This is a genomic window from Flavivirga eckloniae, from assembly GCF_002886045.1.
Lineage (GTDB): Bacteria > Bacteroidota > Bacteroidia > Flavobacteriales > Flavobacteriaceae > Flavivirga > Flavivirga eckloniae.
The window spans coordinates 1,371,320-1,389,397 of the sequence record NZ_CP025791.1; the positions used below are offsets into that span (position 1 = coordinate 1,371,320).

At 32.2% G+C, this 18,078-nt stretch carries 23 protein-coding genes and 1 tRNA gene; 10 read left to right on the top strand and 14 right to left on the bottom strand.

Features of this window, described 5'->3' with window-relative positions; translation table 11 throughout:
- Positions 1–287: 287 nt before the first annotated feature.
- Together C1H87_RS05650 and C1H87_RS05655 are read right to left on the bottom strand one after the other, a co-directional pair.
- The gene (locus C1H87_RS05650) at positions 288–527 is read right to left on the bottom strand and encodes a helix-turn-helix domain-containing protein (RefSeq protein ID WP_102754886.1); all 240 of its coding nucleotides are present in this window, start codon (positions 525–527) and stop codon (positions 288–290) included.
- 32 nt (positions 528–559) lie between these two features.
- Positions 560–787 carry a helix-turn-helix transcriptional regulator gene (locus C1H87_RS05655; protein ID WP_102754887.1) on the bottom strand — a complete coding sequence of 76 codons (228 nt, stop codon included), beginning with the start codon at positions 785–787 and terminating at the stop codon, positions 560–562.
- Positions 788–1,279: 492 nt separating this feature from the next.
- Between C1H87_RS05655 and C1H87_RS05660 the strand changes: the two genes are divergently transcribed.
- Entirely contained in the window at positions 1,280–1,633 is a 354-nt protein-coding gene (locus C1H87_RS05660; RefSeq protein ID WP_102754888.1) for a hypothetical protein, read from the top strand.
- 91 nt (positions 1,634–1,724) lie between these two features.
- Here C1H87_RS05660 and C1H87_RS05665 read toward each other — a convergent pair whose 3' ends face one another.
- Together C1H87_RS05665 and C1H87_RS05670 are read right to left on the bottom strand one after the other, a co-directional pair.
- On the bottom strand, positions 1,725–2,054 hold the full coding sequence (locus C1H87_RS05665) for a hypothetical protein (protein WP_102754889.1): 330 nt from the start codon (positions 2,052–2,054) through the stop codon (positions 1,725–1,727).
- Positions 2,055–2,413: 359 nt separating this feature from the next.
- On the bottom strand, positions 2,414–2,824 hold the full coding sequence (locus tag C1H87_RS05670; protein WP_102754890.1) for a hypothetical protein: 411 nt from the start codon (positions 2,822–2,824) through the stop codon (positions 2,414–2,416).
- A 122-nt stretch (positions 2,825–2,946) separates the two neighbouring features.
- On the opposite strand from C1H87_RS05670, the gene C1H87_RS05675 reads away from it, so the two are divergent.
- From C1H87_RS05675 to C1H87_RS05695, 5 genes are all read left to right on the top strand, one after another.
- Positions 2,947–3,324: a VOC family protein gene (locus C1H87_RS05675; RefSeq protein ID WP_102754891.1), complete on the top strand. Its 378-nt coding sequence runs from the start codon at positions 2,947–2,949 to the stop codon at positions 3,322–3,324.
- A 109-nt stretch (positions 3,325–3,433) separates the two neighbouring features.
- Positions 3,434–4,126 carry a helix-turn-helix transcriptional regulator gene (locus tag C1H87_RS05680; RefSeq protein WP_102754892.1) on the top strand — a complete coding sequence of 231 codons (693 nt, stop codon included), beginning with the start codon at positions 3,434–3,436 and terminating at the stop codon, positions 4,124–4,126.
- A 57-nt stretch (positions 4,127–4,183) separates the two neighbouring features.
- On the top strand, positions 4,184–4,819 hold the full coding sequence (locus C1H87_RS05685; RefSeq protein WP_102754893.1) for an MOSC domain-containing protein: 636 nt from the start codon (positions 4,184–4,186) through the stop codon (positions 4,817–4,819).
- A gap of 42 nt (positions 4,820–4,861) precedes the next feature.
- On the top strand, positions 4,862–6,103 hold the full coding sequence (locus tag C1H87_RS05690) for a DEAD/DEAH box helicase (protein ID WP_102754894.1): 1,242 nt from the start codon (positions 4,862–4,864) through the stop codon (positions 6,101–6,103).
- A gap of 12 nt (positions 6,104–6,115) precedes the next feature.
- Positions 6,116–6,619, top strand: coding sequence for a cupin domain-containing protein (locus tag C1H87_RS05695; RefSeq protein WP_102754895.1), 504 nt, complete (start codon positions 6,116–6,118; stop codon positions 6,617–6,619).
- On the opposite strand, the gene C1H87_RS05700 is transcribed toward C1H87_RS05695, so the two are convergent.
- Both C1H87_RS05700 and C1H87_RS05705 read right to left on the bottom strand, forming a co-directional pair.
- Positions 6,616–7,029: a hypothetical protein gene (locus tag C1H87_RS05700; RefSeq protein WP_102754896.1), complete on the bottom strand. Its 414-nt coding sequence runs from the start codon at positions 7,027–7,029 to the stop codon at positions 6,616–6,618. The genes C1H87_RS05695 and C1H87_RS05700 overlap by 4 nt on opposite strands.
- Positions 7,010–7,597 (bottom strand): RNA polymerase sigma factor, encoded by a 588-nt coding sequence (locus tag C1H87_RS05705; protein WP_102754897.1) that lies wholly within the window; start codon positions 7,595–7,597, stop codon positions 7,010–7,012. Before C1H87_RS05705 ends, C1H87_RS05700 begins: the two co-directional genes overlap by 20 nt.
- A 140-nt stretch (positions 7,598–7,737) precedes the next feature.
- Here C1H87_RS05705 and C1H87_RS05710 point away from each other — a divergent pair, with 140 nt between their 5' ends.
- On the top strand, positions 7,738–8,091 hold the full coding sequence (locus tag C1H87_RS05710; protein ID WP_102754898.1) for a DUF6249 domain-containing protein: 354 nt from the start codon (positions 7,738–7,740) through the stop codon (positions 8,089–8,091).
- 97 nt (positions 8,092–8,188) lie between these two features.
- A complete protein-coding gene (locus tag C1H87_RS05715; protein ID WP_102754899.1) occupies positions 8,189–8,857 on the top strand; it encodes a YIP1 family protein in 669 nt (222 codons plus the stop codon).
- A 7-nt stretch (positions 8,858–8,864) separates the two neighbouring features.
- Here C1H87_RS05715 and C1H87_RS05720 read toward each other — a convergent pair whose 3' ends face one another.
- Positions 8,865–9,530, bottom strand: a complete 666-nt coding sequence (locus tag C1H87_RS05720; RefSeq protein WP_102754900.1) for a M15 family metallopeptidase — start codon at positions 9,528–9,530, stop codon at positions 8,865–8,867.
- Positions 9,531–10,550: 1,020 nt separating this feature from the next.
- On the opposite strand from C1H87_RS05720, the gene C1H87_RS05730 reads away from it, so the two are divergent.
- Positions 10,551–11,819: a DUF819 family protein gene (locus C1H87_RS05730; RefSeq protein ID WP_102754901.1), complete on the top strand. Its 1,269-nt coding sequence runs from the start codon at positions 10,551–10,553 to the stop codon at positions 11,817–11,819.
- 47 nt (positions 11,820–11,866) lie between these two features.
- Positions 11,867–12,565 carry a DUF4369 domain-containing protein gene (locus tag C1H87_RS05735; protein ID WP_102754902.1) on the top strand — a complete coding sequence of 233 codons (699 nt, stop codon included), beginning with the start codon at positions 11,867–11,869 and terminating at the stop codon, positions 12,563–12,565.
- A gap of 204 nt (positions 12,566–12,769) precedes the next feature.
- On the opposite strand, the gene C1H87_RS05740 is transcribed toward C1H87_RS05735, so the two are convergent.
- From C1H87_RS05740 to C1H87_RS05770, 7 genes are all read right to left on the bottom strand, one after another.
- Positions 12,770–12,843 (bottom strand) — tRNA-Thr (locus tag C1H87_RS05740).
- A gap of 62 nt (positions 12,844–12,905) precedes the next feature.
- On the bottom strand, positions 12,906–13,175 hold the full coding sequence (locus C1H87_RS05745) for a hypothetical protein (RefSeq protein ID WP_102754903.1): 270 nt from the start codon (positions 13,173–13,175) through the stop codon (positions 12,906–12,908).
- Between the two features lie 27 nt (positions 13,176–13,202).
- Complete coding sequence (locus C1H87_RS05750; protein ID WP_102754904.1) at positions 13,203–14,174, bottom strand: type I phosphomannose isomerase catalytic subunit; 972 nt, start codon at positions 14,172–14,174, stop codon at positions 13,203–13,205.
- Entirely contained in the window at positions 14,174–14,584 is a 411-nt protein-coding gene (locus tag C1H87_RS05755) for a 6-pyruvoyl trahydropterin synthase family protein (RefSeq protein WP_102754905.1), read from the bottom strand. Before C1H87_RS05755 ends, C1H87_RS05750 begins: the two co-directional genes overlap by 1 nt.
- A complete protein-coding gene (gene idi / locus C1H87_RS05760) occupies positions 14,581–15,102 on the bottom strand; it encodes an isopentenyl-diphosphate Delta-isomerase (RefSeq protein ID WP_102754906.1) in 522 nt (173 codons plus the stop codon). The genes C1H87_RS05755 and idi overlap by 4 nt, the downstream gene beginning before the upstream one ends.
- A 131-nt stretch (positions 15,103–15,233) precedes the next feature.
- The gene (locus C1H87_RS05765) at positions 15,234–17,129 is read right to left on the bottom strand and encodes an OmpA family protein (protein WP_102754907.1); all 1,896 of its coding nucleotides are present in this window, start codon (positions 17,127–17,129) and stop codon (positions 15,234–15,236) included.
- A gap of 14 nt (positions 17,130–17,143) precedes the next feature.
- Positions 17,144–18,076: a PorP/SprF family type IX secretion system membrane protein gene (locus C1H87_RS05770; protein ID WP_102758185.1), complete on the bottom strand. Its 933-nt coding sequence runs from the start codon at positions 18,074–18,076 to the stop codon at positions 17,144–17,146.
- Between the last annotated feature and the right edge of the window lie 2 nt (positions 18,077–18,078).

Genomic DNA, 18,078 nt, shown 5'->3' on the forward strand with positions numbered 1-18,078 from the left:
AGCTCCATAAAGTATCAATTAATAGGTATAGCCCTCCTAAAATGCTTGCAATAGCGACACCGAAACCCCTAATATCATTAAATGTTTTTAATTTATATTTATATAGGAATACTTTACCTAGCCATAATCCAAAAACCATAAGTATAATAGATAAAGCTAAACTAATTAAAATGCTTTCATTTTCTATTATTATAATTGTTTTGTTAATCATCTGAATCAGTACTCGATTCTATCTGTTTTGTGTAATAAATCTAGCCCATACAACGATCTTTCTTCTTACTAAAGTTTCATTCATATTCAAACTCAAAATTTAATAATTCAGAAGGCTCAATATTTAATCCTTTAGCCAATTCGAATAGCGTCACTACTTGAAGACTTATCTTTCCTTTTTCAATCTTACTAATTTGGCTATGGTCAACATCACACAACTGAGCTAATTCCCTATAACTAATGTCTTTTTCTTTTCGAATTCTAGACAAAGTTTCACCAAATGACATTAACAACCTTTTTTTAGGTATACTTTCCATCTCAAATTTGTCTTAAGAGATTTTATTTATTGTTAATACTCAAAATCAAACAACTCTTTGGGATGGATTTCTAAGCCTTCAGCCAAAGACAAGATTGTTTTCATAGAAGCTCCGTGCTCCCCTTTTAACACACGATATACTTGTTTCGGCTCAATTTTGCCTATTGAGGCAACGGTCATAACATCTTTATTATACTTTTCAAGTAATGATTTTAGATGCTCTCCAAATGCTTTATAATAAGCTTTGTTTGTTTTCTTCACTCTGTGAAATTGTGGCTTTTTTCAAAATAATAATTGTCAAATTTGACAATTCAGTAATTATTTATATATTTGTTTTAATCAGTTCTGTTTGTATTGAACTGTAAGTTTTATATTTGCGATTCTTCATATAAAAAAATTAGAAGTCATCGCTTTGAATCTCGTATCAGAAAACTGGTAATTTTTAAGCAACGAGAAGATAAGTAAGATGCTCACGTCTATGGACGTGGGCTCACTTATTGTTGCTCGGTATACCAGTACCTCTGATACTATAAGTTGAATTCCACGTCTTTTTTGTGTCACTACGTTAAAGGCTATAACTCCTAGTACTGAACTTGTTCTGTACTGAACTTGCCTGTGTTAATCTCTCCTACAAATGTAGTTGAAGCATGTTTCAGTAATTCAGTATCTAGCGAGGTAATCTCGCCTGTACTAGTCAGGCGGGTTCAACTTATATTATACATATTACTAATAGAGAAAAACAATATTTAGTCTATGAAAGTTTATACACATCCAGACAATCTCATAACACCACCCTTCTCCACTATAGCTACATTAATTATGTTATTGGATAAATCCGGGTTAACAGATGCAGTTAAAAAACATTGCAAAACTGGGTTAAAGGTTGTGCCCATTATTTATAACAATCCCGAGCATGATACCAGAAAAGATATCTTATCAAGAAAAAAATACGATGCGTTCTTTGCTTTATTTCCTGATTCTTATTTTAACGATAGAACGTTAATTACAACCAAAATAATTATAGAAAACGTAGAACTGTTTATTAAAACAAATAGCGTAGCAACAGTTGTTTGTAAAGAACAGAAAGCATCCGCTCAACTATTTTAGTTGATACGTTGAATTAATTTTTAGCTAAAAATATAAAAACCACATTGTTTTCACAATGTGGTTTTTTAAGAGTTGTTAAACAAGAATACGTTTACTCTGTAATACTAATAATCTTTGCGCCTTCCCAGCAAACATTAATATCGCTATCAACTAAACCATGCTTTACATTTAAAGCATAACATGTTTTAGTACCCTGCACTGTAGACGAGGTTACTTTGGCTTCACCAAGTTCGTAATACCCTAAAGGAATTTCATCATTCGAATATCCGTATTTTTCTGCTGCTTTATCAATCGATTTGGTACTACTAATGGCAGTAATAAATCCTTGCATTTCCGGAGAAACTTCTGTGGAACTTCCACAAGAAACAAATAAACAAATAGTTAAAATTAGGCTAGAAAGTAGTAGGCTACTCTTTTTCATAATATAAGATTTAGGTTAAGATTATAAATGTACTAAATAAATTGTACTTAAAAATGTTGTAAAACAAAAAAGTACGAATGTACAAACATATAGTCATTATATTAGTATGTATTCTATTTAAAAACAGTCTAAATAAATACACTAAATATGTTACGTATCACCTTGAGTACATCAACAATGCTCAGCATAAACTAAAGTCGAAAGGTTATTAAAACATTGAATTTAAGAATGTACACAATAAGCAACACTGAATTATACCCAAAATTAACTACGGCCCACCTCGAAACAATCCATTAATATTTAACGAAATAGCAAATCGGTTTTTAACAGAGCCATTTAATTACTCATCAAGAAAGTAATTAATCGTAAACCTGTTTCGATTGCTTTATTTTTACTCCAAACGTGTTTTTATCAATCCAGATTATGTTCCAGCTTTCTCTAAAATCACCTAAAAAACTATAAAACTTTATTTCTTGTTGCTTTACATCTAAAGAATAAACTCCTTTCAGATTTTTGGGGGCTACGCCACTCGGACTTTTCTTTGGTTTATATTTAACATTTGTATTATACTTTCCATTTTGTTTAAAATGTATAGTAGTTCTTTTTTCATTAAAATTACAGCGTTTGTAAACCTTGATATCGAAACCAACTTCTCTAATTAAATGGTCTTGAACCCAATGTCCTTTTAAGTCCGATTCGGTAATTTTATTTTCCTGGCTAAATACGATAGATACAAAAAAGAAGAGGGCAATTGTAATTGTTTTTTCCATGCAATAAAAGCAACAAGAATTGTTCCAAATAATTTTTTTTCAACAAAAAACAACCCCTGACATACTTCGACACTAAGCCAAATATCTTTGCATTAAGTTTAATAATAAAAATCAATTTTAAAATGAAACACGCAGTTGTCTGGTTTGAAATTCCAGTAAAAGATTACGAAAGAGCCAAAAAATTCTATTCCGCAGTTATGGACAGCGAAATTACAGATCATCCCATGCCAGGAGATCAATACAAATATGGTCTTTTCACGCATGATAAAGAAAATGGAGGCGTTGGTGGTGCTATTATTCAAGGTGAAGGGATGAATCCATCTACCGATGGTTCCATTCTTTATTTAAATGGCGGAGACGATTTAGCCGTACCGCTTTCCAGAGTAGAAGCTAACGGTGGTAAAGTTGTAATGCCAAAAACGGATATTGACGAAAATGGATTCATAGCTCATTTTACAGATACAGAAGGCAATAAAATAGCATTACATTCTATGTCGTAAAAACGCAATAAAATTCGGAAGTCTTTTAAAGCTTATTCAATCAAAAAACGAATGCCGTACATGGCACAAAAGATAGTGGATTGCGAAGCGGTTCACTATCTTTGTTATTATGTCTCAATTATCAAGACTCATAGCCATATTAACCCTGTTAAAATCGAAACGACTTTTAACAGCTACCGAACTTGCCAAAAAGTTCGAGGTAAGCATACGTACCATTTACAGAGATATTCGAAAGCTCGAAGAAGCAGGCGTACCCGTTACTACCATAGAAGGCAGAGGTTATTCCTTAATGGAGGGCTATTCCGTTGCCCCTGTACAATTCACAGAAAAACAAGCCAATGCATTAATTACTGCAGAGCATTTAATAAATCAATCTAAAGACACCTCCTTTGTTAATGATTTTAATGAAGCGTTAACCAAAATAAAATCGGTTTTTAGAACGTCTATTCAGGAAAAGAGTGAATTATTGCAAAGCAAGATTCATATTTTCAACCCAACTTACGAAAACATTTCCAGCAATGCGCTTTCCGAAATACAACTGGCCATTACCAATTTTAATTTTATTGAAATTAATTACAAAAAAGAAAGCGACACCAAAATTACCTTTAGAAAAGTAGAACCTTACGCTATGTACTCCATTTATCATAAATGGATTCTAATTGCCTGGTGTTATTTAAGACAAGATTATAGAGCCTTTAGAGTAGACAGGATTCTACATTTTAAAATTTTACATGAAAAATTTGAAGACAGAAATTTTAGTCTTCAAACGTATTTTCAAACCTGTCCTTACAAAGAAAAATAAGATAAAAACTCACTAGAATTTACTTTATACTATTTTTGTTATAAAACAATATTGTATATGAAAGTCCTTTCTACCAACATCGCCAAACCAACTACAATCATCTGGAACGAAAAAGAATTAACAACTGGTATTTATAAAAACCCAACCAACACGCCTATCCTCTTAGGAAAGGAAGGGGTTAAAGACGATGAAGTATCAGATAGAAAAGTACATGGAGGAACGTTTAAAGCCTGTTATATATTTTCAGAAAACCATTATGATTACTGGAAAAACAAATATCCAAACTTAGATTGGAACCATGGTATGTTTGGTGAAAACCTTACTATTTCCGATTTAAACGAAAAAGACATCTATGTTGGCGATATTTATGAAGTAGGTGAAGCACTGGTTCAAGTTACTCAGCCACGTGAACCTTGTTTTAAATTTGGTGTTAAATTTGGAAACCAAAATGCCTTAAAAGAGTTTATAGAATATGGCTTTCCGGGAACTTATGTACGTATTTTAAAAGAAGGACTTGTAAAAAACGGAGATACTTTTAAACTTGTTGAACAGGCAAAAAACAGCATAAGCACATGGCAACTTTTTGATTTATTATTCTCGAAAAATAAAAGTAAGTCGCTAATTGAATTGGCCATAGATAATGAAGCACTACCCTTAAGAAAACGAGATAAAATAAGAAGGTTCTTAAAATAACAGAGTTTATTTTGATGTATCTTTGCGGCATAAAATTTAAATATGTCATTTAAAGACTTACAATTAAACAAGCCTATTTTAAGGGCTATTGCAGAAACCGGTTATGACTCCCCAACACTTGTACAAGAAAAAACAATTCCGTTAGTTCTAAACAAAAGAGATGTTATTGTTTCGGCTCAAACAGGCACAGGAAAAACAGCCTCTTTTGCCTTGCCTATTTTACAGTTGTTATTTGATAAACAGGATGCCTCAAAACGAGGAAAAAAAATCCGTGCTTTAATTGTAAGCCCCACTCGCGAATTAGCCATTCAAATTGGAGAAAACTTTAAAAACTATAGCACCTATACCAACTTAAGAAGTACTGTGATTTACGGCGGTACTGCAATAGAACCTCAAATAGACGTTCTAAAAAAAGGTGTGGATATTTTAATTGCCACACCGGGTCGTTTGCTGGACTTGCACAAACAAGATGTTGCTAATCTGGATTATGTAGAAACCCTGGTATTAGATGAAGCCGATTTAATGTTGGATATGGGGTTTATTGATGATGTTAAAAAAATTGAACGCCTTTGTACCAGAGAAAAGCAAATTTTGTTGTTCTCTGCCACCATACCCTATAAAGTAGAGCAATTAGCAAACAGTATTTTAAAATCGCCAGAACGTGTTGAAGTGACTCCTAACTCATCAACATCAAAAAACATTAACCAAGCACTTTATTATGTGCCTAAACGTAATAAAATTGAGCTGTGTCTGCATTTGCTTAGAAATACCATAAAAGGTAGTATCCTTATTTTTAGACGTACCAAATTTGGTGTTGAAAAATTAGAGCAAACCTTATTAAAAAATGGTTATAAGGCAGATAGTATTCATGGTAATAAAAGTCAGAATGCAAGACAAGAAGCCCTAAAAAACTTTAAATCGAATCAGGTTAACATTTTAATAGCCACAGATGTTGCTGCCCGTGGTATCGATATTAATAATTTAGATGCTGTTATAAATTTCGACCTTCCCAATGTACCCGAAACCTATGTGCATAGAATAGGAAGAACTGCCAGAGCCGGAAATACAGGAGCGTCTTACTCATTCTGTTCGGCAGATGAAAAGAATTATGTAAAAACAATACAGCAGCTTATTCAGATTCAAATAGATGTGGTTGAAGATCACCCCTACCCTTTAGATCCTAAAGCAAAACCTATTGTTCATAAATCTAAAAAAACAGGTAGCAAACATAAAAAAGGTCGTAAAAGTGTAGCTTCTAAAAAGAAAAAGAAACGCTGGTACTAAACTTATAAGTATATGAATGATATAGAAAAAATCGTTAGCAAACTTCAATTACAACCTCATCCAGAAGGTGGCTATTTTAAAGAAGTTTACAGAAGTAACGGAGTTATTAATAAAGAAAATCTTGGTGTAGGTTTTTCCGGGCAAAGAAATTATGCAACGTCTATTTACTTTCTCTTAACTTCAGATTCTTTTTCTGCATTCCATAGAATTAAACAAGATGAAATTTGGCATTTTTATAAAGGATCACCTATTAAACTCCATATGATTTCTGATGATGGCAAATACTCTAATACCATTATAGGAAATGATATAGAAGAAGGGCAAAACCCCCAATTTGTTGTAAAAGCACAAGATTGGTTTGCAGCCGAGGTTATTGATAAAAATGCTTATGCCTTAGTGGGTTGTACCGTTTCTCCTGGATTTGATTTTAATGATTTCGAACTTCCCGAAAGAGACGTACTAATTTCGAAATACCCCGAACACAAAGACATCGTTACCGCTTTTACAAGGTTTTAATTCTGTAACCTTCGATTAAAGTAGTTTTTTAATAGCGGTATTTGTATGCCAAACATAAGTCCAAAAAGAACAATGGCATAAACAAGTGTTTTTGGTATAGAAACTGCCGATAATAAATCTGTAACCTTATTATTAAACAAGGCACTAAAATCCAAAGAACTCAACCAGCTTGAGGACTCTTGTTCGATACCGAAAAGTAAATAACCAATTAAAGCTAAAAACACTGTTGAAATAGCAAGCCACCCTGTTTTAGATATTAAAGGTTTATAAACCGTAACATCATCTCTACTTAACGCCGTAACCTGAGACATTACAGATGCTGTAAAATTAAAAGACGGACGCTCTAAAGGTTCCTCCTTAATTACTTTTTTAGTTAGGTCATCTAAATACTTATCTGCGTTCTCGTTCATAATATTCAATTATTTCAGGTTCTAACCGAGCTCTTAAAATTGTGGCTAACTTTTTTCTACTTCTAAACAATTTAACCTTTACATTATTAGGTGTTATCCCCATGGCTTTCGATATTTCTTCCAAGGATTGATCTTCAAAATAATATAAAGTTAGCAAAAAACTATCGTCTCCCGGTAACAAAGCAATACAATCTTGAATAGACTTTTTGCGTTCTTCACTTTCTAAGCGGTCTAACGCATCATCTATTGTTTTTAATTGATGTGCTGTAAATTCATCAATTGCAACATCATTAAAATGTTTTTTATTCTTTTTTAATCTATCTAAACTCGTATTATAAGCTATTTTATAAATCCAGGTCGAAAATTTAGAATCCCCCTTAAACCTGTGTAACGATTTATACGTCTTTACAAAAGTATCTTGCGCCACTTCCTCGGCCTCTTCCCTATTCTTAAGCATTCGCAAAGTTAAGGTAAACACCAAATCCTTATAACGCTCCACCAATACTTCGAAAGCACTAGTATCGCCACTTATAACTAGATTGATATAATGTTGGTCGTTGATGGTCATTTTAAAATAAGACGACTTCTTTTTGTTTAAGGTTACACCCAAACAAAAAATTATTTTTAAAAAAAAGTGTAACCTAAATTAAGAACGTATCGTCATAAGCTATGAACAGTTTAAAATTAATCAATTAAAAACAAACAATTATGGCATCAGAATTAATCATAGTACCAATTATATTTGGAACCATCTTCGGAGTATTTTATTTATACTTTTCAACACGCAACAAAGAACGTTTAGCGCTTATAGAAAAAGGTGCCGATGCTACCATTTTTGTAAAAGGAAAGAGTAAAAGCTATACAGCTCCTATTTGGAAAGTATTAATACTAAACCTAGCTCTATTACTAATGGGAATAGGTTTAGGTGTATTTATAGCATCTATTTTAAATATTTATACAAACATGGAAGAAGGTCCGCTATATGTAAGCTGTATTTTCTTAATGGCTGGTATTGGGTTATTTACAGGTTTTAATATGACTAAAAATCTAGATAAAGAATAATATGAAATAAATCGTCAATCAAAAAAATTAAAAAGGGTTAAAAAAAGTACATATTATATGACTTTTTTTAACCCTTTTTTGTTTTATATTTACAGAAATGAGTGACAATACAAGTAAATTTGATGAATTCGAAAAACTTAAAGAGTTTGAAGCATTAGATTTAAATAATCTGCTATTCGAAATTTGGTTTAAGCCCAAATTAGTTTTTACTTATTTAAAGAAACGTGCCCCAACACAATATGTTCAATTGTTATTGATCATTTCTGCACTAACAACCACTTTCGAAAGAGTAATACCTAAAAATATTGGTTGGGATGCTAACGGACTTGGTTATTTTTTCGGCATGTTAATTTTCGGAGCTATATTAACCTTGGGAGTATATCACTTTTCGGCCTGGTTTTTACATTATTTTGGACGTGCATTTTTAAATGGAAACGCTAGCACTAAAGATTTTAGGATGGTTATTGCTTGGTCTAATATCCCGATAATAGCATCTACAATTCTATCTATTCTCCTATTAATTATTTATGGACCTAACGCACTATCCGACAATTTTTTTCCAACATCAGAGACCGTACGTATTGTTTATATTACGGTAGCTATTATTGAAATTGTTATAGCTATTTGGTCTATGGTCATCACGGTAATTGGTATTATGGTGATACAAAATTTCAATGTAGGTAAAGCTATTGGAAATGTATTATTACCCATGTTCCTTGTTATTCTAATATTTATAATAGTATTTAAAATAGGAGGAATCTTGTAATGATTATCTATTTAACTAGAAAATCAAAATAAGTTTTGGGAAATGGCTCCCATCGTAATGTAAAATGCCACCACTCCTTTGAGTAATTTCTAAAACCGTGTTTTAGCATAACCGTTTGTAGCAATTGCCGATTGGCCTTTTGTTTATCGGTAATATTTGCGTAATCTACCCAAGATTCATGTCCAAAAAAATCATAAGGACTACCCATATCTAAAGCTTTGCCTGTGTTTCCGTCTATTATAGTTAAATCTACGGTACTGCCTCGACTATGCCCAGATCTTGAAGCTATATAACCTGCTTTAAATAAGTCCCTCTTATTTACTTCAGGATAAAATATATGTTTGTTTATAGTATCGTTTAAATCTTTAGCCCAACGAATAAAATGATTCACTGCCTGTTGAGGCCTATATCCATCATAAACTTTTAAGCATAAATTCTGTTCCTGTAACTCTTCATGAACCAGTTTTAACTTTTTTGCGGTTTCTGCTGTTAATATGAGCTTATTAGATTGGTAACCGTCAATTGGCTTGCCTACAAAATTATTTGAAGTGTAATACCGTAACTCTACTTCTAAATCTGGAATAACATCATGAACATATACAAATCCTTTTTCCAGTTGTCCAAAAGAAAGAACAGAATAAAACAAAAGTAGGTATGAAAATATTTTTTTCATTTTTTAAGCTATAGGCTAATGTAAATAAAAATTCAATGCATTAAAAATTGAACACAAAAAAACCGAGTTCCCTCAAACTCGGTCCTTTTTTCAATTTGCTTTTTTTATTATGAAGCTAGATTTAGGTTTACTATATCAACAACATAATGCAAATATTAATTAATTAATCCATTGAACTAAAAAGTGTGTTATTTAGTACACTCCAAAAGTAAAATTATAAATGATTTAAAAAGATAAAATACACATAAAATCGACTAAATGCATTAAATTTTAACATTTACAGATGAAAACATAATAAAATTCGGTGAAATACACACTTTGATAATGGATCATTAGATAGTAATCCCTAGTTATATGACATGGAAAAAAGTTTTATACTTTTTTGAAAAATACCCTTGAACATTTATTTAGACCTACTTAAGTTTACTCATCCCCCGTCATTAGTAGAACATTTTGACTTAGTAAAAAAAAGCAAAAAAACGAAGTTTTACATCTTTATTTTGAAGAACGCAATATCATTCCGAAAGAAAATAATTCATCCAAAACTGATTCCTCATGGTTTTCATGAAGAAATCATTTTCCACTTCGTGGTAAAATGGTGTATTTACGTATAAAAAGACATACTTGGCTAGATTTAAAAACCAAAAACATCATACAAAGAGAATATAATTTTTTAACTAAGGAACTTTTATGACCAAAAAATTTGCTGATTTTTTAAGAAAGGATAGCAGACATTAAAACATTTAACTAAATACATTATTAAGCCTTAACCGCTACCAAATCATGCTAAGCCTTGTATTTAAGAGGAAACAACATAAAAAAAGCATCCTGAGAAGGATGCTTTTTTACTAACTAACTAACCAAAAATATGAATTACATTTTTAAGCTTAAAGTAACCACTCAATAAACTATTTAATTAAAATATAATTACTTTTTATATCACAATATCCGTGCCAAACTAAAAAAAATCCTTTCTAAATTTTAACATATCTTGCAATTTTTAATCATTAAAATTAATTTATGGCCAATCAACCGCTATTTACAAATGACACCGCTACCTTTGGACTACTAATGCTTATGCTTGCATTAGTTTTTTACACATCCTCATTGAAAACAGGGTTTTGGGCTAAATTTTACAGCATAGTTCCTGCTCTTTTAATGTGTTATTTACTCCCGGCTGTTTTAAATTCATTGGGGTTAATCTCTCCTAGTACATCAAAAGTTTATAGTATTTCTAAAGATTTTTTATTACCTGCAGCTTTAGTTTTAATGACACTAAGCCTAGATTTAAAATCTGTATTCAACTTAGGCCCAAAAGCATTGATAATGTTTTTAACAGGAACTATAGGAATTGTTATTGGTGGCCCAATTGCCATGCTTTTAGTATCTATAGTAAGTCCGGAAACAGTTGGTGGTGCAGGCCCCGATGCTGTTTGGCGCGGACTTTCTACTTTAGCAGGAAGCTGGATTGGTGGAGGAGCAAATCAAACAGCCATGTATGAAATATTTAAATATAATCCGGAAAAATACGGTGCTATGATTTTAGTAGATATTGTTGTAGCGCAAATATGGATGGCGTTTTTATTATTTGGAATAGGGAAAAAAGATAAAATAGACAAATGGCTTAAAGCTGATAATACGGCTATTGAAGAACTGAAACAAAAAGTTATTAACTATGAAAAAAGTGTTTCAAGAAACGCTAGCTTAACAGATTATATAATGATGCTAGGAATTGCTTTTACCGTAGTTGGAATAGCTCATCTTGGATCAAACAAAATTTCTACCTTTTTAACTACCAATTTTGAGGTTTTTAATGATAAAACCTCTGCCTTATCATCTTTTACATCTACTTTCTTTTGGATGATAACGATTGCAACCGTTTTAGGGATTATTTTATCATTTACAAAAGCAAAAAGATACGAAGGAGCTGGGGCCAGCAAAATAGGTAGTGTTTTTATTTATATTTTAGTTGCGAGTATTGGTATGAAAATGGATTTGGGTTCTATTTTTGAAAACCCTGGATTACTAGTCGTAGGACTTATTTGGATGGCCATACACGTCCTTCTTCTTATTGTTATTGCTAAAATTATTAAAGCGCCATATTTCTTTTTAGCTGTTGGTAGTAAAGCAAACGTTGGTGGGGCTGCGTCTGCCCCGGTAGTTGCTGCGGCTTTTCATCCATCATTAGCAACGGTAGGCGTATTGCTTGCTGTTGTTGGTTATGCCATTGGTACATTCTCTGCTTTACTCTGTGCCACTTTAATGGAATTAGCATCTGTTGCAGGGTAGTTTTAAATAATATTTTTAGATATTTGCGCACCTAAATTAATTTTGAAATGAAAAAAATCTCACTCTTCCTTTTTGCTCTTTTAATAATTTCCTGTAATGATAAAGCCCCGGATTTAATAGTTAAAGGAACTATTAAGGATTTAAAAAAAGGAACTGTATATCTTAAAAAAGTTATTGATACTGCTTTAGTAACTGTAGATTCCTTAGTTATAAATGGAACTCCTCAATTCGAGCTTCATAGCGATATAGAATCTCCTGAAGTATTCTTTTTGTATTTAGACAAAAACAGTTCTGAGAAAGATAGAATTACATTTTTTGCAGATAAAGGCATTACAGAAATCAATACCACATTAAAGAACTTTGTGTTCGATGCTAAAATTAATGGCTCACCTCAGCAAAAGCTTTTAGAAAAGCATCAAACTATTATGACTAAAATGAACAATAAGAATTTAGATCTCATAAAAGAACATTTTGAAGCTCAAAGAGACAATGATACGGTAAAAGTAAAGGCTTTGGAAAAAGAATCTGAAAATACATTAAAAAGAAAATATTTATATACCGTAAATTTTGCATTAAATAACCGAGACAGTGAAGTGGCTCCTTACCTCGCTCTTACCGAAATTTACAATGCCAGAATCAAATTTCTAGATACTATAAACAATAGCTTAACTCCTAAAGTTAAAAATTCTAAGTATGGCAAGAGATTACAATCGTTTATAGATAAAATAAAAGCTTCGGAAGAATAAATTATTCGGAGTTGTTCAAACAAAAAGACCTTTCAAATGAAAGGTCTTTTTTATGGAGTCAACTAAAGACTCCTACATATCTTAATTTTGAGCCGATAGAGGGACTCCCTTCGACTGCACTCAGGGTTAACTTCTCGTCTCAATTAACTTTTGTTTTGCAATAAAATCCAAGTCAATTCCTGATGCGTTTTTCAAAATTTCAAGAGCCGATAGAGGGACTCGAACCCACGACCTGCTGATTACAAATCAGCTGCTCTAGCCAGCTGAGCTATATCGGCTTAATTTAACGGTTGCAAATATACTATCTAATTTAATATTGGCAAGTAGTCCGTTAAAAAATTTATCCTAATTTATTAATTTTTTCAATTAGGGCTTTACCTTTGGTTTCAAGTTCTTCATTAATTGCCTTAAAATGCGCCTTTGCATTATCAACATCCTTAGCATTTACCTTTGCAATTAATTCATCAAAAGTAGCAATGGCTTCATCGATAATTGCTTCACTCTTCTTTGTGTCTTTATCTGTGTTTTCGTATTCCCAAACGTAAACCGCTTCTATAATATCTCCTAAAACGTAGTTAATATCTTTTTTTAGATCTCTAACATTTGCCATAATTTGTCTTTTTATTTGATTGTAAAATTAAACATAAACTTCTAATAGTGTTGCATTTTTAGAAGCTATTTCATAGTCTGTAATTGCTGCAGGAAGTAATAGGGTTTCGCCTTTTTTAATAGACTCTGAAACGCCGTTAACTACAATTTCTGCATCGCCTTCTACACACATATATATTAAGAACGAATCGTATTCGTTTTTCTTTTTAAGTGTTTCTGTAACCTTAACATAGCTCGTTGTAAAATAAGGACAACTTACCATTTCGTTAGACTTGTTTTCTTCTTTAGAGTATTTTACTCTAAAGTTATCCGGCATATTAAAATCGAATGCATCAATTGCTAAATCATTATGCAATTCTCTTTCATTACCTTCATCATCAACGCGATCCCAGTCGTAAACGCGGTATGTAATATCGCTTGTTTGCTGTATTTCGGCTACCATCACCCCTGCTCCAATGGCGTGAATACGACCTACTTCTATAAAATAAGTATCTCCAACTTCTACTTTGTCAAAGTTAACAATTTCGGTCAGTGTTTTATTCTCTAAATGACTTAGGTATTTTTCCTTAGTCATATCTTGATTAAAACCTACAATTAAATTAGATTCTTCGTCTGCTTGCAGCGTATACCACATTTCTGTTTTTCCAAAAGAATTGTGTCTTTTAGCTGCCAACTCATCATTAGGATGCAATTGTATTGATAAATCTTCTCTGGCATCGATAAACTTTATAAGCAATGGAAACTTGTCTCCAAATACTTTATAGTTTTTATCACCAATTAAGTTGCCTTTAAAAGTTTCTAAAAGCTCTTTTAACGAATGCCCTTTTAAACTACCATTGGATACTATGGAAGTATCGCCTTCTACATCACTTATTTCCCAGCTTTCACCAATATTTGGTAAATCACTTTTTTTGTTAAGAATGGTTTTTAATTTTTGTCCGCCCCATATTTTATCTTTTAAAATAGGGTTAAATTTAAGTGGATACAATGTTTTGTTCATTATTTTCCTGAATAGGTTACGAAATTACGAGGTGTTTCAAAAAGTGTAACTTCCAACTCTAAATGAGCTGCTAATTTTGGCTTCATCTTATTGTAAATTACAACAGCAATATTTTCGGCTGTTGGATTTAAATCTTGAAATTCTGGTACTTCAACATTTAAATTTTTATGGTCGAAAACATCTTCAACCTCGGTTTTAATAATATCTTTTAATATTTTCATGTCTATAACATAACCGGTTTCTTTATCAATTTCACCGGTAATGCTTACAATAAGTTCATAGTTATGTCCGTGAAAGTTTGGGTTATTACATTTTCCAAAAACAGCATCATTTTTTTCAAAACTCCAATCTTTTCTGTACAAACGATGGGCTGCATTAAAGTGTGCTTTTCTGCTAACTGTTACTTTCATTTGGACATATTTATATGTTCGTAGAATTTATCAAAAATTACTTTAAACCATTCTGTATACAAGTCTGGTTGTTTTGAAATATCTGTCTTAACCTCCTCTAATGGCATCCATTTCCAACTGGCTACCTCGTCTGGGTTAATAATTGGGGTTTCGTTATACTTACCTAATAAAACATGATCGTATTCATGTTCTGTTAATCCATTATCGAAAGGTGCTTTATAGATAAATGAAACCGATTCCTGTAAGTCTACAACAAATCCCATTTCCTCTTGTAAACGTCTTTTTCCTGCCTCAATGTTAGTTTCTCCATCACGTTGATGGCTACAGCAAGTATTCGTCCAAAGACCTGGGGAATGGTATTTATTTAAAGCACGTTGTTGTAACATTAATTCATTTTTATCATTAAAGATAAAAACAGAAAATGCACGATGAAGTAACGCCTTCTCATGTGCCTCCATTTTGGGCATCAGTCCAATTTGTTCGTCCTTTTCGTTAACAAGAATAACTTTTTCTTCCATAGAAAGGCAAAAATACCAAGTATATATCAAAAAACATATTCTTATTGGAAATTTAAATCAAAGCAAATATGTAAAATAAAAAAGCATCCATGATATATGAATGCTTTTCTTTATATATGGTAAAGATATCCTTATTCTTCAACTAATATAAACTCACTTCTTCTGTTTGCTTGATGCTCTTCTTCACTACACTTAACGTCTCTTGAGCATTTATTTATTAGTTCAGTTTTTCCATAACCTTTTCCTGTTAATCTGCTCGCTTCTATTCCTCCTTCTTTAACAATATATTTTATGGTCGATTTATTTCTCCTTTTAGATAATCTCAAATTATACCCTTCAGAACCTCTCGAATCGGTATGCGATCTTACATCTACCTTTGTATTAGGAAACTCCTTCATATAACTTATAACCTTAGCCAATTCCTTTTCTGCATCTGGTCTAATGTTTGATTTATCAAAATCAAAATATATTGGTTTTAAATTAAGTAGTTTATATAAATCTACTTCGCTCTTCTCCAACTTTAACGTTAACACCAATTCTATTTCGTCAGAATCAATACTAAAGTTCTGCACATCTTCATTATAATCTGACTTTGTTGCTTTTGATTTGTATTCGCTGTTGCTACCAGATAAATTTAAACTAAAAGCCCCGTTTTCATCAGATTTTAATGTTCTTTCTACTTCATTTCTATGATTATAGATAACAATATCTGCACCAGTTATTACCTCATCTGTGCTTTTATCTACGACTATACCTTTTACATATTTTTGATATGGGTTTCTGGTAAACTGGTAAATATCGTCATCTCCCTTTCCGCCTTCTCTATTTGATGATAAGTAACCTTTTAACGTTTTTTCGTTAATAATATAACCAAAATCATCTCTCTGGCTATTTATAGGTTTGCCTACATTAATAGTATTACTACGCGGATTAGTCATATTCTCTATATTTTTATATGCAAAAACATCTAAACCTCCTAATCCGGGATGTCCATCTGACGAGAAATATAAAGTTCCGTTATCACTCAAAAAAGGAAAGTTCTCTCTTCCTTCTGTATTGATTTTTGGACCTAAATTTACTGGTTCACCAAAGGTACCATCTTCCTTAACATCTACTACAAAGATATCTGATGCTCCTAATGTACCCTCCATATCTGATGCGAAGTATAACTTTGTTTCATCTACACTTAATGTAGGGTGCGCCACATTATATTCGTCGCTATTAAAAGGTAAAGGTTCTATATTAGTCCATTGCCCTTCAATTAATTCTGCTTTATAAATTTTTAAACCGTGCTGCCTTTTAGTATTTCTTTTAAATTCTCCTTTATAAAAATTATTTCTTGTAAAATACATGGTTTTTCCATCTTTGGTAAATGCCGTAGACGATTCATGATATTCTGTGTTTACCTCACCCTTTACTTCAGAAATAGTACCGTCTGGATTAGATTCGAATAAATCCAAAAAAGGCTGCTCGTTCCAGTTATAAATCTTTTCATTTTCATCTCTTGAAGATGCAAAAATCAAATTATCCTGATAAACCGAAGTACCAAAATCTGAGAATGTTGTATTTATTTCCAGATTTTTCATTTCAAAATTATCAGATCGCTTCTCTATAACCGTTAAGTAGTTCGATTGATATAACTGCCCTCTTGAGTCTTCTGGCTTTAATGCCTTAAAATCGCTAAATACTTTATCTGCTTTCTCATAGTCTCCTGTACCTTTTAAAGCTTGAGCATACCTGAAATGATTTTCCGGATCTAAACCTTCTGCATTTAAAGCGATTAATTCACCATACCACTTAGCTGCTTCTTCCATTTTACCATTAAAATAAAAGGAATTTGCCAAACTTTGTAATACTTCCGGCGACCTATTACCTTTTTCTACATCTTCTAAAAGACGCTCTGTTGTTTCTACATAAGATAAATTATCATATTTTTTCTTGGCACTTCTTTTTATGCCTCCTTGTGAAAAGGCTGTATTAGCAATTATTAAAGCCAATAACGGTATTATAAATGATCTTTTTTTCATGTCCTAATATCTTTTTAGAAGAATCTTGGTGATAAAATTCTACCCACAGGTTTTAATTCAAATCTTAACATTATTTCGTGTGAACCACTATTATAACTATTCAACTTTGTAGTTGTTAAATCGTATGCGTACCCAATGAATAACTCATCGCTAATTTGAAACCCTGCCAGACCACTAAAGGAATCATCCCATCTGTAGCCTACACCTAATGTTATTTTTTCGTTGAAAAGCGCATTTAACGAAAGGTCTGCTATTATTGGCGCTCCAGATACTGCTTTTACCAGAGTTGCCGGTTTTAACTTAACATTTTCGCTTACATCGAAAACGTAACCCGCTATTAAAAAATAGTGTAAGCGTTCGGTTGCCACAGATTCTTCGATACCATCATAATGATCTGTTGAAAAGAAATTTGGAACTGAAAGCCCTAAATACCATTTTTCTGAATGTAAGTACATACCAGCTCCAATAGTTGGAGAAAATAAACTTAGGTTATCGTTAAAAACTCTATCTGGGTATTGAAAGACACCTTTACTCCAATCTGTGTCCAGCATATGAAACCCTGCTTTAATACCAAATGAAAACTCAATTTTTCTAATCTCATCTACTGGAATTGTATATGAAAAATTAACATCAACATTTGTTTCACTTGCAGGACCTAATTTATCGCTTACTACGTTTAAACCTAATCCTAGTCGATTATTTCTCAATGGGGAATGGGCTCCAAAAGTTATAGTTTTTGGAGCGCCATCTATACCTACCCATTGTGTACGATATAAACCTGTTACACTTAAAGCATCTCTCTGTCCTGCATAGGCAGAGTTAACACTCATAGTATTATACATATACTGCGTGTATTGCGGATCTTGTTGTGCATTGCCTTTTAAAGATAATAGTGTAGCAAACACTACTAAAATTAAACCTCTTGTTAATGATGATTGCTTTATCATTT

What these genes read in the sequence shown, in the direction of transcription:
- C1H87_RS05650 (WP_102754886.1), bottom strand. Translation starts at nt 527, where the DNA reads ATGGAAAGTATACCTAAAAAAAGGTTGTTAATGTCATTTGGTGAAACT.
- C1H87_RS05660 (WP_102754888.1), top strand. Translation starts at nt 1,280, where the DNA reads ATGAAAGTTTATACACATCCAGACAATCTCATAACACCACCCTTCTCC.
- C1H87_RS05665 (WP_102754889.1), bottom strand. Translation starts at nt 2,054, where the DNA reads ATGAAAAAGAGTAGCCTACTACTTTCTAGCCTAATTTTAACTATTTGT.
- C1H87_RS05670 (WP_102754890.1), bottom strand. Translation starts at nt 2,824, where the DNA reads ATGGAAAAAACAATTACAATTGCCCTCTTCTTTTTTGTATCTATCGTA.
- C1H87_RS05675 (WP_102754891.1), top strand. Translation starts at nt 2,947, where the DNA reads ATGAAACACGCAGTTGTCTGGTTTGAAATTCCAGTAAAAGATTACGAA.
- C1H87_RS05680 (WP_102754892.1), top strand. Translation starts at nt 3,434, where the DNA reads ATGTCTCAATTATCAAGACTCATAGCCATATTAACCCTGTTAAAATCG.
- C1H87_RS05685 (WP_102754893.1), top strand. Translation starts at nt 4,184, where the DNA reads ATGAAAGTCCTTTCTACCAACATCGCCAAACCAACTACAATCATCTGG.
- C1H87_RS05690 (WP_102754894.1), top strand. Translation starts at nt 4,862, where the DNA reads ATGTCATTTAAAGACTTACAATTAAACAAGCCTATTTTAAGGGCTATT.
- C1H87_RS05695 (WP_102754895.1), top strand. Translation starts at nt 6,116, where the DNA reads ATGAATGATATAGAAAAAATCGTTAGCAAACTTCAATTACAACCTCAT.
- C1H87_RS05700 (WP_102754896.1), bottom strand. Translation starts at nt 7,029, where the DNA reads ATGAACGAGAACGCAGATAAGTATTTAGATGACCTAACTAAAAAAGTA.
- C1H87_RS05705 (WP_102754897.1), bottom strand. Translation starts at nt 7,597, where the DNA reads ATGACCATCAACGACCAACATTATATCAATCTAGTTATAAGTGGCGAT.
- C1H87_RS05710 (WP_102754898.1), top strand. Translation starts at nt 7,738, where the DNA reads ATGGCATCAGAATTAATCATAGTACCAATTATATTTGGAACCATCTTC.
- C1H87_RS05715 (WP_102754899.1), top strand. Translation starts at nt 8,189, where the DNA reads ATGAGTGACAATACAAGTAAATTTGATGAATTCGAAAAACTTAAAGAG.
- C1H87_RS05720 (WP_102754900.1), bottom strand. Translation starts at nt 9,530, where the DNA reads ATGAAAAAAATATTTTCATACCTACTTTTGTTTTATTCTGTTCTTTCT.
- C1H87_RS05730 (WP_102754901.1), top strand. Translation starts at nt 10,551, where the DNA reads ATGGCCAATCAACCGCTATTTACAAATGACACCGCTACCTTTGGACTA.
- C1H87_RS05735 (WP_102754902.1), top strand. Translation starts at nt 11,867, where the DNA reads ATGAAAAAAATCTCACTCTTCCTTTTTGCTCTTTTAATAATTTCCTGT.
- C1H87_RS05745 (WP_102754903.1), bottom strand. Translation starts at nt 13,175, where the DNA reads ATGGCAAATGTTAGAGATCTAAAAAAAGATATTAACTACGTTTTAGGA.
- C1H87_RS05750 (WP_102754904.1), bottom strand. Translation starts at nt 14,174, where the DNA reads ATGAACAAAACATTGTATCCACTTAAATTTAACCCTATTTTAAAAGAT.
- C1H87_RS05755 (WP_102754905.1), bottom strand. Translation starts at nt 14,584, where the DNA reads ATGAAAGTAACAGTTAGCAGAAAAGCACACTTTAATGCAGCCCATCGT.
- idi (WP_102754906.1), bottom strand. Translation starts at nt 15,102, where the DNA reads ATGGAAGAAAAAGTTATTCTTGTTAACGAAAAGGACGAACAAATTGGA.
- C1H87_RS05765 (WP_102754907.1), bottom strand. Translation starts at nt 17,129, where the DNA reads ATGAAAAAAAGATCATTTATAATACCGTTATTGGCTTTAATAATTGCT.
- C1H87_RS05770 (WP_102758185.1), bottom strand. Translation starts at nt 18,076, where the DNA reads ATGATAAAGCAATCATCATTAACAAGAGGTTTAATTTTAGTAGTGTTT.